The organism is Lentzea roselyniae (assembly GCF_039537795.1).
Lineage (GTDB): Bacteria > Actinomycetota > Actinomycetes > Mycobacteriales > Pseudonocardiaceae > Lentzea > Lentzea atacamensis.
In genome coordinates this window covers 138,575-150,386 of record NZ_BAABBE010000021.1, presented here as the reverse complement: position 1 = coordinate 150,386, position 11,812 = coordinate 138,575, and the positions used below count along the sequence as shown (strand labels likewise).

The 11,812-nt window shown below is 67.8% G+C and carries 15 protein-coding genes; 5 read left to right on the top strand and 10 right to left on the bottom strand.

Annotated features, from left to right (window positions below; all coding sequences use genetic code 11):
- A partial coding sequence (locus ABFX45_RS31835; protein ID WP_346133950.1) for an IS256 family transposase occupies positions 1-537 on the top strand: 537 nt, incomplete at its 5' end.
- Between the two features lie 204 nt (positions 538-741).
- Positions 742-1,179, top strand: a complete 438-nt coding sequence (locus ABFX45_RS31830; RefSeq protein WP_346133948.1) for a nuclear transport factor 2 family protein — start codon at positions 742-744, stop codon at positions 1,177-1,179.
- Here the strand turns inward: ABFX45_RS31830 and ABFX45_RS31825 are convergent.
- The 9 genes from ABFX45_RS31825 to ABFX45_RS31785 all read right to left on the bottom strand — a co-directional run bounded on the left by ABFX45_RS31825 (position 1,115) and on the right by ABFX45_RS31785 (position 8,822).
- Positions 1,115-2,344, bottom strand: coding sequence for an MFS transporter (locus ABFX45_RS31825; RefSeq protein WP_346133946.1), 1,230 nt, complete (start codon positions 2,342-2,344; stop codon positions 1,115-1,117). The genes ABFX45_RS31830 and ABFX45_RS31825 overlap by 65 nt on opposite strands.
- A 63-nt stretch (positions 2,345-2,407) precedes the next feature.
- Entirely contained in the window at positions 2,408-3,346 is a 939-nt protein-coding gene (locus ABFX45_RS31820) for an asparaginase (protein WP_346133944.1), read from the bottom strand.
- Between the two features lie 30 nt (positions 3,347-3,376).
- Positions 3,377-4,024, bottom strand: coding sequence for a polysaccharide lyase family 7 protein (locus ABFX45_RS31815; RefSeq protein WP_109639997.1), 648 nt, complete (start codon positions 4,022-4,024; stop codon positions 3,377-3,379).
- Between the two features lie 89 nt (positions 4,025-4,113).
- Positions 4,114-4,785, bottom strand: a complete 672-nt coding sequence (locus tag ABFX45_RS31810) for a polysaccharide lyase family 7 protein (RefSeq protein ID WP_215732470.1) — start codon at positions 4,783-4,785, stop codon at positions 4,114-4,116.
- Positions 4,786-4,914: 129 nt separating this feature from the next.
- Positions 4,915-5,478, bottom strand: coding sequence for a 1,2-dihydroxy-3-keto-5-methylthiopentene dioxygenase (locus ABFX45_RS31805; protein ID WP_346133941.1), 564 nt, complete (start codon positions 5,476-5,478; stop codon positions 4,915-4,917).
- Positions 5,475-6,071: a methylthioribulose 1-phosphate dehydratase gene (gene mtnB, locus ABFX45_RS31800; protein ID WP_267900095.1), complete on the bottom strand. Its 597-nt coding sequence runs from the start codon at positions 6,069-6,071 to the stop codon at positions 5,475-5,477. Before mtnB ends, ABFX45_RS31805 begins: the two co-directional genes overlap by 4 nt.
- The gene (gene mtnC / locus ABFX45_RS31795; RefSeq protein ID WP_112228576.1) at positions 6,068-6,724 is read right to left on the bottom strand and encodes an acireductone synthase; all 657 of its coding nucleotides are present in this window, start codon (positions 6,722-6,724) and stop codon (positions 6,068-6,070) included. The genes mtnB and mtnC overlap by 4 nt, the downstream gene beginning before the upstream one ends.
- Positions 6,721-7,722 (bottom strand): s-methyl-5-thioribose-1-phosphate isomerase, encoded by a 1,002-nt coding sequence (locus ABFX45_RS31790; RefSeq protein WP_109639993.1) that lies wholly within the window; start codon positions 7,720-7,722, stop codon positions 6,721-6,723. The genes mtnC and ABFX45_RS31790 overlap by 4 nt, the downstream gene beginning before the upstream one ends.
- Positions 7,722-8,822 carry an acyl-CoA dehydrogenase family protein gene (locus ABFX45_RS31785; protein ID WP_346133938.1) on the bottom strand — a complete coding sequence of 367 codons (1,101 nt, stop codon included), beginning with the start codon at positions 8,820-8,822 and terminating at the stop codon, positions 7,722-7,724. Before ABFX45_RS31785 ends, ABFX45_RS31790 begins: the two co-directional genes overlap by 1 nt.
- 139 nt (positions 8,823-8,961) lie before the next feature.
- On the opposite strand from ABFX45_RS31785, the gene ABFX45_RS31780 reads away from it, so the two are divergent.
- A complete protein-coding gene (locus ABFX45_RS31780) occupies positions 8,962-9,165 on the top strand; it encodes a cold-shock protein (protein ID WP_109639991.1) in 204 nt (67 codons plus the stop codon).
- Between the two features lies 1 nt (position 9,166).
- Here ABFX45_RS31780 and ABFX45_RS31775 read toward each other — a convergent pair whose 3' ends face one another.
- Positions 9,167-9,649: a hypothetical protein gene (locus ABFX45_RS31775; protein WP_109639990.1), complete on the bottom strand. Its 483-nt coding sequence runs from the start codon at positions 9,647-9,649 to the stop codon at positions 9,167-9,169.
- Positions 9,650-9,778: 129 nt separating this feature from the next.
- Between ABFX45_RS31775 and ABFX45_RS31770 the strand changes: the two genes are divergently transcribed.
- Positions 9,779-10,138, top strand: coding sequence for a hypothetical protein (locus ABFX45_RS31770; RefSeq protein ID WP_346133935.1), 360 nt, complete (start codon positions 9,779-9,781; stop codon positions 10,136-10,138).
- A 464-nt stretch (positions 10,139-10,602) separates the two neighbouring features.
- Positions 10,603-11,799 carry a PI-PLC domain-containing protein gene (locus ABFX45_RS31765; protein WP_346133933.1) on the top strand — a complete coding sequence of 399 codons (1,197 nt, stop codon included), beginning with the start codon at positions 10,603-10,605 and terminating at the stop codon, positions 11,797-11,799.
- Positions 11,800-11,812 lie beyond the last annotated feature (13 nt).

Sequence of the window (11,812 nt, the reverse complement as noted above, 5' to 3'; positions counted from 1 at the left end):
GTGGTGTGCGATGGGCTGACCGGCTTGCCGGACGCGATCACCACCGTCTGGCCGCAGACGATCACCCAGACCTGCGTGGTCCACTTGCTGCGCAACAGTTTCCGCTACGCGGGCCGTCAGCACTGGGCCGTGATCGCCAAGGCGCTCAAGCCGGTGTACACGGCACCGACCGAGGCCGCAGCCCGTGAGCGGTTCGCCGAGTTCACCGAGGCCTGGGGCGCTCGCTATCCGGCGATCGTGCGGTTGTGGGACAACGCCTGGGCGGAGTTCGTGCCGTTTCTTGCGTTCGATCCGGAGATCCGGCGGGTGATCTGTTCGACGAACGCCATCGAGAGCGTCAACGCCCGCATCCGCCGCGCCGTGAAGGCCCGCGGGCACTTCCCGAACGAGCAGGCCGCGCTGAAATGCGTCTACATGGCGATCATGAGCCTGGACCCGACCGGCACCGGCCGCGCACGCTGGACGATGCGCTGGAAACCCGCCCTGAACGCGTTCGAGATCGCCTTCGACGGCCGCCTGGCCGCCGGACGCAAGTAGTTTCCTTCAACCCGAGTTACACCGCTCGTTTGACAGACCCGCTTCGGCGGGTGAACCGTGTCCCGCTCCACGCCTAGTGCCCCAAGGTTTGCCGACGACGGGTCCAGGTGCGGACGGGTGCGCAGGATCGTCACGTCAGCGACGCGGGGCGCGATGGCGAATTTCCGCCAGCACACCATGATGTGATGATCCACGGTGGTCGGCATGACCACATCGTCGACAACACCCGCCCTGTCAGTGCTGGAAGGCATGTACGCGGCGGAGGCCGAGTACCTCGCCGCGGGTGGCCCGGGAAGTGCGTCGTTCACCCCGCTCGCGCCGTTCTTCGCCCCAGACGTCGTGCTGTACCAGGCTGATTCCCTGCCCTACGGCGGAGTCTGGCATGGCCACGAAGGTCTGGAGCAGTTCTTCCGCGCCATGAGCCGGACGTGGGACACGTTCGACATGGAGGACCAGAAAGTCCTGGCAACCACCAGCCCGCTCGTCGTCCTGACTCAGGTACGCGCACGTGCCCGGACCACTGGCCGTGAGCTCCACTTCCCGATCTTGCAGGCGATCACCGTCGAAGACGGGCACATCACCGAGGTTCGCCCGTTCTACTTCGACACCGCGGCGATTGCCGACGCCTGCTCGCCCGCCTGACGGTCTGCACCGCGGCGGCCCCGATGGCCGCCGCGGTGATCGCCGCGGTGGACTGCCAGCCGAGCAGGTCGACCGCGACCGCACCGAAAGCCGTGCCGAGGCTGCCGCCGATGAAGTAGACGAGCATGTACGCACTGTTGAAGCGGGCCGGCGCCGCCGGGTCGATGGAGAGGATCGTGCTCTGGTTCGCGACCTGGGCGGCGAACAGGCCCGCGTCGAAGACCACCAGGCAGACGATGGTGGCGGCGGTGCTCGCGAGTGTGCAGGCCATGACGGCGGCAGCCACGCCCGCCACGGCCAGGCCGGTCAGGATCACGCGGCGGGCGCCGGCTCGGTCCGTCCAGGCGCCGGCGACCCTGGTTGCCAGCACGCCCGAGACACCGGCCAGCGCGTACAGTCCGATCCGCTCAGCGGAGTACGAGTACGGCGGCTGCGAGAGAACCACCGCCAACCCCGACCACATGGCGCAGAAGGCGAAGAACCACAGGGCGCCGCCGGTGGCCGCGACCCTGAGCACGGCGTGCCGGGCGAACAGACCGGGCAGGGAACGCAGGGTGGCGCCGTACCGGAGAGCGGTGCCACTGCGCGCAGGCGGCACCAGCAGCAGGCAACCCGCTGCGACGAGTGCGCAGGCAGTGGCGAACACGAGAAGCGTTGCGCGCCAGCCGATCTCGTCTGTCAACCAGCCGCCGGCGATCCGGCCGGTCAGGATCCCGGCCGAGATCCCGGCGGTCACGATGCCGAGAACTGTCGCGCGTCGGTTCTCCGGAGCGAGCCTGCCCGCCACCGAGCTGAGACCGGCGCCCACGGCTGAGCACGCTCCCACCAAACCGGTCAGCGCTCCCAGCACCACCACGCCGCCGGCCACGGCACTCGCCGCCAGCACCGCTGCCAGAACCCCGAACTGTGCCGAAAGAACGCGCGACGGCGCGAACCGGTCGACCAGCGGGACCAGCAGGCCAAGCCCGGCCATGTATCCGGCCGGTCCGCACGCGAGCGCGACTCCGACAGCGGTGATCTGCGCACCCATCGAGTGCGCCACGTCCGCTATCGCGGGCTGCAACGGGTACAGCGTGGACGTTCCCAATGCGGCCGCGAGAGACATGAAGAGGACGACGTGGCCACGTAGCCGGACCGGAGCCTTCACGGATTGATCGATGGTCACGTCGACCAGTGTTGGGAACCGACGTCCCTCAGCGCTGGCGAGAATCCGACCTCACCGGCAGTGCTACAGGAAGACGCTGCCCCGGTTCGCGAAGACGGCTTCGACCAGCTGCTCCGCGCCAAGGGTGAGCCGCAGCAGCACACGAGCCTTGCGCGGGCACAACCATCCGGCCATCACCGCGCCGCGCGCGATCAGGTCCGATTCGGAGCCGCTGAAGCCGTAAGTGGCGCGGAACGTGGTCCCTGCGCCGGTCCGCGTCGCCACCACGACCGGGAACCGGGCGCGCGAGATCGCTTCGGCCATGCCCTCCGAGACGTGTCCGACGCCCGTTGCCGCCACGACGACTCCGCCCACGTTGAGCCAGTCGAGCAACGAGCCGTCGTCGTCCAGCGTCGCTTCGACCAGCGGCACCGCGGGCACGTCCTGGGGGCGTGGCAGCGCGGGCAGGCGGTGCGCTGGGTGGAAGTAGTGCGGCCGGCCTTCCACGACCAGGCCCAGCGGTCCTGGGAACGACTCGAAGGCACTCGGCAGGCTGCTGTGGGACTTGCGGACCCAGCGGGCGGCGTGGATCTCGTCGTTGAGGACGAGCAGGGCGCCGCGGCCACCGGAGCCGGGGGCGCTTGCCACGGCTACCGCGGCGGCGAGGTTCGCCGGGCCGTCCGCGCCGGGCAGGCCGGGGTGTCGCATGGCGCCGGTGACGACGAGAGGTTCCTCGTGCGGCCACAGGCAGTCGAAGAAGTACGCGGTCTCCTCGAGGGTGTCGGTGCCCTGGATGATCACCACGCCCTGCGCGCCCCTGGAGACCTGCTCGTTGGCCCAGTCGAAGGCTTCCAGCAGCGTGGTGAAGGTGAGCGAGGCGCCGGGAGTCGTCGCCAGGGTGGCGATCTCGCCCACTTCGAGACCCTGGACCAGGTCTTTCGCACCGAGTGTCGGTGACACCGCGCCGGAGCCCGTCATCGTGATCGTGCCGCCGAGCGATGCCACCGCCACCTGTGAGCTCATACGCTCACCTTAGGGTCCCGCAAGAAATGATCACTGGCGCCAGTAGGTGATGTTGCGGAAACGGGCCTCCGCGCGGCCGCTGCCGTGGTGGTAGACGCCGTTCTTGAAGTGGCGGGTGGCCTTGCCGCGGTCGGACACCGTCGCTTTGAGAACGCCGTTGGCGAAGACCTTGATCTTGCCGGTGCCGCCCGCGACAGCGGAGTGCTCGACCCGGATGCGGATCCAGGTGTTGTAGATGTTCTGGGCGACGACCGTGCTCGTGTAGTACCGCAGCGTGCCGCCGTTGGCGTTGGTTACGTTGAGCATGAAGTCGGTGGCCGGGGTGCCGGGATCGCCGCCGCGCACGCGCAGGATCTGCATGACCGTGGGGCCGTTGACGCCGCTCGGGACGTAGATCTCGCCCTGCCAGGCGTGCTGGCCGCTGGAGTACTCCTGCAGCCAGCGCATCTCCGTGCGCGGGTCGGTGCTGCTGCCCTCGCTCATCGGCTCGTCGGTGTCGTACACCCACATCGTGTGCACGCCGCCCTCGCGCTTGTAGCGGGCACTCTGCGGCAGGTTCCACGGCTTCTGGATCTTGTAGGTGAACGGCGTCTCCGTCCACGCCGGAGCTGCTTGGGCCGGCGTCGCGAGCAGGGCGACGGCGGGCAGGGCGAACAGGGAACGACGGGGCAGGGTCACGGGAGCCTCCGGCCTCGGTTAGTGGTCTGGACCAGAATTTCCACACCGGGGCCGGGCTCCGCAATGGCTGGGCCACACCGAAATTCCGGTCACTGACGCCAGTAGGTGATGTTGCGGAAACGAGCCTCCGCGCGGCCGCTGCCGTGGTGGTAGACGCCGTTCTTGAAGTACCGGTTGGCAGGACCTTCGTCGGCGTGGGTCAGTTTCAGCGAGCCGTTGTAGTAGGTCCGCGTCGTGCCGCGACCGCCGGCGACCGCGGTGTGCTCGATGCGGATGGTGAACCACTTGTTGTAGATGCCGGTCGCGATGACCTGGTTGCTGTCCTTGCGCAGCGTGCCGCCGTTGATGTTGGCGACGTTGAGCATGATGTCGGTGGCGCGGGTGCCGGCCGGGCGGTTCTCGCGCAGGATCTGCACGACCGTCGGGCCGCTGACGCCGCTCGGGATGAAGATCTCGCCCTGCCAGGCGCGCTGGCCGCTCGTGTACTCCTGGTGGAACCGGAGCTCGGTGCGCGGATCCGTTGGACTGCCTGGGGTGTGCGGCGCGTCGTAGTCGTAGACCCACATGGTGTGGACGCCGCCTTCGAACTTGTAGCGCGCGCTCGTCGGCAGGTTGTGCGGCTTCTGCACGTCGTAGCTGTACGGCGTCGACGTCCACTGGACCGACGGCGGCTGGGCGAAGGCTTGGCCCGCCGGCGCGACGAGCAGGGGTGCGGTCAGTGCGAGGGCGAGCATGGAGCGGCGCAGTGCAGGGGTTTCCACGTTGAATCCCTCCGGCCTCGGATTAGCGGTCTAGACCACTACTGTGGGGCGCGGAGACCGGAGGGATCAATGGTTCGCCCAGTTTCCGGAACGGAATTCAGCAGGCTGAACTTTTCCCGTACATGAACGTCACAGCTCTGAACGGATCTCGTCGAAGGTCGGGAACTTCGTCGCGATGTCGCTGCCGGTGAAGTTGCCGACCCAGCCGTCGTCGTCGTGGAAGAACCGGATCGACACGTAGTCCGGCGTGGTGCCCATGTCGAACCAGTGCGTGGTGTTCGCCGGAACGCTCAGCAGATCGCCCGCCTCGCAGAACACCGCGTACACCTTGTCACCGATGTGCAGGTAGAAAACGCCTGCGCCACGGGCGAAGTAGCGGTCCTCGTCGTCATCGTGCGTGTGCTCGGCGAGGAACTTGTTGCGGAACTCGACGGCCTTCGCGCGGTACTCGTCCGTGTCCGCAGGGGTCATCTCCATCGCGTCGACGTAGGTGTACCCCTCCGTCTCGCTGACGCGGGCGACTTCGGACTCGTAGATCTGCAAGGCGTTTTCGGCCGTCACACCGTCCACAACGGACCAGCGGTGGAAGCGCACGCCGTGCTCCTTGAGCGCGGTGGCGATCTCCTCCGGGTCGGTCGTGCGGACGAGGGTCTCCTCGGGGCCGGAGTCCGGCCACACCGTCAGCAGCGTCATGCGTGCCTCCCCGTAAAGATGTCTCGCGTCTCCACCTTGAAGCGCAGCAGCCACTCCAGGCATTCCAGGCGGTGCCGGGCCTGGATCAGGTCGTCACCCCAGACGTACACCCCGTGCCGCGCGACGAGCAAGGCCGGCGTCCGCGGGTCGAAGCCCTTCTCGAAGGCGTCGCCCAGCTCGACCATGTCCTGCGAGTTCCGGACGACCGGGACGACGACCTCTTCGTGGTCGTGGCGGCCGAAACCCTTGAGCATTTCGAGGTCCTTGAGGACGACGCCGTCCGGCCAGTGCTCGGCCGCGACGACCGGTGCCAGCGCGTGGACGTGCACGACGGCACCCGCTCCGGCGACCCTGGCGATCCTGGCGTGCAGACCGGCCTCGGCGGACGGGACCTTGTCGCTGCCGACCGCTTCACCGTTCTCGTCGATCACCACGCTGTCGTTCTCGGTGATCTCACCCTTGTCGACGCCGCTGACCGTGACCGCGAGCCGCAACGGATCCCGTTGCAGCACCACGGAGAGGTTGCCCGACGTGCCACGCATCCAGCCCATCGCGGCATAGCGCGCGCACTCCCTGGCGAGCTCCGCCGTCACGAGAGCTCCCACACGGTCGGGTGCGGCGTGAAGTCGGCGTTGCCGTACGGCTCACCGGCGCGCGCGACGCCGACCGTCTTCCAGCCCGCCTCCTGCGCGGCGTGCAGCTCGGCAGGCACATCGCTGTAGAACGTGATGTCGTCGGACTGCAGGACTTCCGCGATCTTGTGGTACGACGCGGCCTCGCGCTTCGGGCCCGCGTTGACCGTGTCGAAGTGGTGCTCCAGCAACGGCGTCAGGTCGCCGTCGGTGGTGTGCTTGAAGAACGCGATCTGACCGGCGACCGAGCCGGAGCTGAAGATCGCGAGCTTCACGCCGTCGTCGTGCCACTTGCGCAGCGCCGGAACCACGTCCGGGAAGAACTCCGCGACGAGGTCGCCCTGCGCGTAGCCCTGCTGCCAGATGAGGCCCTGCAACGTCTTGAGGGGTGTGACCTTCTGGTCCGCGTCCATCCAGTCGTGCAGCGCCTTGACGACGTCGTCGTGGCCGCTCAGTTCCTTGATCTGCTTGACGGCGTCGGCGACAACCGGGTCGTCACCGTGCTCGGAGATCCACGGCCCGAGCCTCGGCCGGGCGTAGTCGTACAGGACGACCAGCACCTGGTCCGTCGCGCTCAGCGTGCCCTCGATGTCGAGCACGACCCACTTGCTCACCGCTGTTCTCCCTCGTAGTACTTGTCCAGCTCCCCGGCGTCGAACACCCCTCGGTCCGTCACCACGTCCGTGACGAACCTCGGCGGCGTGACGTCGAACGCCGGGTACAGCCCTTTCACCCGCGGCGTGGCGCTCGGCCTGCCGAGCACCTGCAGCACCTCCGCGCCGTCACGGTGTTCGATCGGCACGTCCGCCGCGGTCGGCGCCAGCCGGTCCGGTGCCTGCACCAGGGCGTGAAACGGTACGCCGAACGCGTGCGCCGCCACGGCCAGCCCCAGTGTGCCGACCTTGTTGACGACGTGCCCGTCCATCGTGACGCGATCGGCGGCCGTCACCAACGCGTCCACTTCGCCCGACTGCAGCACGGCCGCGCCCATGCCGTCCGTGATGAGCGTCGTGTCCACGCCCATCTCGATCAACGTCTCGGCGGTGAGCCGTGCTCCCTGCAGGTAGGGCCTGGTCTCGGTGCAGAAGAACCTGAGCTGCTTGCCCTGCTGCCGGGCGGCCCTGACCGTCTCGGTGAGGTAGAGGTCGGCCCAGCAGTGCGTGAGGACGGTGGCCTGCTGGGGCAGCAGGTTCGCCGTGTGCTCGCCGAGGGCCTGGCTCTTCGCCCGGTAGGCCGCATCGCCGTTGTGCGCGCCCTGCAGTGCTTGCCTGATGTCCTGGGCCTGGTCGACGGCTTCCAGGACGATCTTCGTGGCCTTGCGCAGGGCGTTGTTGGTGTGTCTGGTGTCCTCGAGCAGCCGCGCGGTTTTCGCGAGCTCTTCGCGGGCTTCGGCGAACGGTTTGCCCTCAAGGGTTCTGGCCTTGAGGACCATGCCGTAGAGGACCGCGAAGTACGGGCCGGAGGACTGGGTGACCATGTCCACGATGGCCTGCGCGACGTCCTCGGCCGTCCGGCAGAGCACCCAGTTGCGTTCGAACGGGAACTCGCGGCGGTCGAGGATCAGCACGCCGTCATCGGTGAGCCTGACCGAGTCGGCGAGCACCGGCTGCATCAGCTGTACCCGGTGTGGGCGGGGCGGGCACCGGTGAGGAAGTGCTCGCCGACCTCGCGGGCCTTGTAGACCACCGGGTCGTGCAGCGTGAGCGTGCGGGCGTTGCGCCAGAAGCGGTCGACGCCGTACTTGGCGGCCGTTCCGCGCGCGCCGATCTGCTCGAAGATCCGGCTGGTGACGTCGTTGACGAGCTTGGTGCTGACGACCTTGGCCTCGGAGATCGTGACGGCGACCTCTCCCCGCTTCGCCGGGGTGAGGTTCCGGCCGAGCTCGCTCGCTTCCCACAGCTGCTTCGAGGCCTCGTCCGCGAGCAGGCCCGCCGCCCTCGTCTGGGAGACCATCTCGCCGTACGCGGCGACGATGTACGGGTCCTCGGTGGCCTGTTCCACGCCGCTCACGAACCACGGGCGGGTCTTGGTGCGGGTGTAGTCGGCGGCTTCGAGCAGGGCGCCCTCCGCGATGGCGACGTGGAGCTGGGCGAGGACGAGCTGGAAGCCGATCGCGGCGAGGCTGATCCGCGGGTCCTCGTTCGCCGGCTGCACGCCGAGGATCTCGGTCACCTCGACGTTGGAGAAGCTGACGCCACCGGACGCGGTGAGCCGCTGCCCGATGTTGTCCCAGTCGTCCAGGTAGGTGATTCCGTCTGCCTTGCCGTCGAGCAGGAACGTGAGCTTCTCGCCGTTGTCCGTGCGGGTCGCGCTGACCACGATCCGGTCGGCCAGTGCCGCGCCGGTCGCGAAGGTCTTGCGGCCGTTGAGGAGGAAGCCGGTGTCGGTGGGCGTCAGCTCGAGGGCCGCGTCGAGGGGGTTGCTGACGCCGGCCCAGAACTGGTCGGGGGCCTTGCTGAACGGGACGTCGAACAGCCCGCTGCGCCAGATCTGCAGGTAGTGGTACCCGAGGAGGTGTCCGGCGTTCGCGTCGGCGGCCCCGACGATCCGGTTGATCATCTGCTGCTGCGCCCAGTCCTGGACGTTCAGCAGGCCGCTCTGGCGGAGCAGTTCCACCTCTTTGGCGGGTGGCTGGTTGGCCCGGTCCCTGTCCGCCGCGTCGGACCTGAGCGTCGCCGCCACGTCGTGCGCGACGTCCAGCCAGTTCGTCATCCCTGCTCCTCTCGGTGGTACCCGGTTCAACTTACTTCGTCACACCACCGGGCTAACCACCATGTGAGAGAGACCGTCCGCTGGCAGACTGCCCGCGCGCCCCGCTCGGCGGGGGCACCAACTCTAGGGAGCAATTGGTATGGCGCAGGGCACCGTGAAGTGGTTCAACGGCGAGAAGGGCTTCGGATTCATCGCGCAGGACGGCGGTGGTCCGGATGTCTTCGTGCACTACTCGCAGATCGAGGGCAACGGCTTCAAGTCGCTGGAGGAGAAGCAGCGCGTGGAGTTCGAAATCGGTCAGGGTCAGAAGGGACCGCAGGCGCAGGCCGTCCGCGCCATCTGATTCACCTCTTCGCGGCCCGCTCGGTGTGTTTCCGGGCGGGCTTCTTTTGTGTCCGGACGGACCTCGTGGCGATCGCGGTGCCGGCCAGGGTGACGACGAGGACCAGCGCGCCGCCGTCGGTGATCAGCGACGGCAGCATGCCCGGGATCCCGTACGCCTCCCGCACTGCCGTCCACATCTCCGGCGGGACCATGAGCACGCCTGTGGCTTGGGTGGCGTTGACCGTGATGACGACCCAGAAGAGCCACGTTCTCGGTTTGCCCTGAAGGGCGAGGACGCCCAGTGCGTTGCCCGCGACGTAGAGGCAGCCGACCGCGCGGAACACCGTCAGGAAGCCCGGCACGGGCTCCGCTCCCGCCAGTTCGAACATCCGTTGCAGCGTTTGGTCGTTGATGATCACGAACGCGTGCACTGCGGTGCCGATCGTGAAGACCACCGATGCGATGCCGGTGATCCGCAGCAGCCCCTCCCCCGGTTCGTTCACCGGTCGATCGTCCCGGCTGCGGGGTGGCGGCGGATCCTGGATGCCCCTGAAACAGGCCCTGAGCTGGGCTTCCAGAAATGTCAGACCTGTCTGTCATCGTGTTGTCACACAGAGTTCCATCGGAGACCGATGATGATCGAGAGGCTGGTACTGCCGTGCACCCTGTCGCTTCGTTCCGCGGTGAACGCCGACGTCGCCCTGCTCGCCCGCTGGACACAGCGCGCGCCGGGGGAGGTCGATCTCGAGGTGAACCGCCTGATCGGGGTGCGGACCCGCCGCAGGGCCACCGAGGAGCAGCTCCGGGCGGCGCTGCGGTACCTGCGGGAGCGGCTGAGCGAGGCCGTGGCCGGCGGGCGGCGCGGTGAGCGCCCGGCAGGCCGCGTCCCGGACGGCCAAGCAGTCGCTGCGAAGCTCGCTCGACAAGGCGGCCTTCGTGCTCGCCAGGGAGACCAGCCGCCATCCCGGCTCGGTCAACCGGGAACTGAATGACCTGATTGGCGTTGACCGCCGCGCCGAGGCGTCCACGGACCAGCTGCGCGAGGCCCTCGAGTACGTCGGCGACCGCCTGCGCGCCCTGGGTAAACGCCGAGGCGCCCCACCGGGCCAGGAAGCGGCCGACTTCGCATCAGGTGGCGATCCACCGTTCTGACCACGGCCCGCGAGGGACCGCCGTCCTTCCGAACGAGAAAGGCGCCGCGGTCCGTCGACCACGACGCCTGTACTTCTCGCCGCGGGTGGGCGACGAAGTTCGCGGCAACCGAGGGAGTCGAACCCTGCGCGGCTTGTGAAGGCGGCGCTCAGTACCGGCCCTAACCCTTCGGCTGGGCGACGGCTGCCTTGGAGTTGTACTACCTGTGAAGAGGCGCTGGCGGTGCGTGGAATACCCACAGTGTTAAACGTCCAAACGCTTGAGGACGTTTCATGTCTCACTCATGTGGGTGACTCTGGTCACCATGCGATACCTCCCTGCCGTCGCAGCCCTGCTGCTACTTCCCCTGGTGCCGGCGACCGCGAACGCGGCTCCGTCGGGCACGTACTACATCACCAGTGTCAGGACCGGCCTCAACGTCGCCCAGAGCGGCACTGGAGTGGCCCTGCACCGCCCGAAGGGCAACGAAGACCACCAGCAATGGCGACTGAGTGACGGGAGGTTCGAGAACACCGACTCGCCTGGCCAGTGCATCACCCGTCAGCTCACCATGGGTTCGTGCTCACAGGGGGATACGGTTCACGAGCCGCGGCAGTTCGGTGATCAATGGGAATTCTTCGGTCTCGGCGGTGAGACGCGCTGGTACCTGACGCCGGTCGTGAACCGGACCGAGCCGATGCCGCAGGATCCGCGACTGGACCAGATGACATTCCTGACCGCGCACAACGCCTATGCGAACGGGGTCGACGGCGGGTTCGCGCCGCCGTTCATCAACCTCGCCAAGAACCAGACGCGTGGCATCGTTCAGCAGCTGAACGACGGCGTGCGGGGCTTCATGCTGGACATCCACCAGACTCCGGACGGCGCGATCCTGTGTCACAACAGCTGCACGCTCGTGAGCAAGCCGGTGGCGCTCAACGTCGACGTCCAGCGAATCGTTGATTTCCTCCGGAACAATCGGAGCGAGATCGTCACGGTGTTCCTGGAGGACTACGTGTCCGCCGACGTGCTGCGCGGCGAACTGCGCCGGGTGCAGGGGCTGAACGACGTCCTCTACCGCGCGGAAGGCGTGCGGGAGAACGGGTGGCCGACCCGGAGTCAGCTCGTGAGCGCGAACAAGCGTCTGATCATCTTCACCGACCACGGCAAGGACGGTCGTGAGGACTCCGGCGTGCTGTACCAGAAGGACTGGACGGTCGAGAACCACTGGTCGATGGGATCGGGACTGGGCACCTCCGACTGGTCCTGTTACAGCCGATGGGATGAAAAACCTCTCACCGCGACGGGCACGTTCCAGCCGTTGTTCGTCATGAACCACTTCCGCGACGTTCCGTTCGGCAGCACGGCGACTGCGGACAACAGCAAGCTCGCGAACCGGGCCCAGCAGTTCTGCCAGCCCGCCGCCAGGAAGAAGCCGAACTACCTGTCGGTCGATCTTTATCACCTGGGCAACGCGGCCCAGGCCGTGCAGCAGCTCAACTCATACGTATATAGGCCGTAGCCCAAATCGTGGG